Genomic DNA, 1,231 nt, shown 5'->3' with positions numbered 1-1,231 from the left:
TTAATAAGATAAAGCGTTCCGACGGCGGCACCCGCCTGCCCGCAACGACCGGTATACTACCCGTATTGGACAGTGAAAAAGCAGGCCAGATACAATACCGTCATTAGCGCTAAGGCGATATAGTTCAGCTTCCACCTCTGGGAATTCATTTAAATGACACAAAATCTTCAGTGAAGGTAACGCCACTTCCTTGGGGTTAGCAAACATTTTCTCCCTCACTCCTCCACTTTAAGCAGCGAAGCGATAGAATCTTTCGTTATTGTTTGCTTCATGAACAAGGATGCGGCAAGGAGCAAAAGTAGTACGGCGAACACCGTCACGCCAAAAATTTTAAAATAAAATGCCATTGAATAGGAAACACGGTTAACGAAAAGAAACACCCCGTAGAGACTCGCGCTTATAATTGCTGCTGCTGTAAAGTACGCAAGCACTTCCAGCAGCAAGCAGTTGTATATGCTGTTAGAACGCATCCCTAACGATCTATATATTCCCCAGTGCCTTCTCTGCAGCTGATATTTGCCGTAGACCACGATATAGATACAAGTAATGGACAAAAATATAGCGATATAGAACGTTACATTCCCTAGCCAGGAAAGCAGATCGGATATTCGGGTCGTATCATCAATGACATCCGGTATATATTGGAACATCCCTCCCGGCGTACCGGTCGCCAGTGCAAAGACGCGATCATAAACAACACGGGTATCTTCAAGTGACAGCTGGTTCTCCGTATAGATGCTCAAGTCTTTATAGCCCTTAGTAATGCCATGCTGCAAGGCAAACTGCTCGTCTAGAACAAACGTTATTTCATCTCTTGTAACCGTCAGATTGTTCACCGTTTCTTGGTAGCGCCCATCAACGACTTGAACGATATTGAAGGCCCAGCTCTTCCTCGAATATTCACCGGCGTCATCCAGAACGATCTTGGACAAGGTGAGTGTTTTGCCGAGCAGTTCTTCCTTTTCGCTCGGTTGAATACCCGGACAATAGAGGATGATCGATGGAACGTCCTGCTTTGCTGCGTGCACCGCATCGTCTTTCTTCCATTCTTTCAGGACGTACCTTACATTCGGAAGGATCACATCCTCGCTGTACGCATTTTGCTGGCCGGCGTACTTTTTGATCCAGGATAGAATGGTTGCCGTTGCATCCTCTCGCTTCAGGACCGGCATAACATTCAGCATTGAAGGCTCTTTGTCGATCCATGCAATCCCTTTCACCGCTTGCAACT

General features: G+C 46.5%; 1 protein-coding gene. It reads right to left on the bottom strand.

The features are described 5' to 3' along the window. Positions 1–215: 215 nt before the first annotated feature. A partial coding sequence (locus L1N85_RS26985) for an FtsX-like permease family protein (protein ID WP_235242097.1) occupies positions 216–1,231 on the bottom strand: 1,016 nt, incomplete at its 5' end.

This window comes from Paenibacillus alkaliterrae, assembly GCF_021532375.1.
Taxonomy (GTDB): Bacteria; Bacillota; Bacilli; order Paenibacillales; family Paenibacillaceae; genus Pristimantibacillus; species Pristimantibacillus alkaliterrae.
Note: the sequence above shows the minus strand (reverse complement) of the source record. Positions and strands in the feature narration are given on the sequence as shown.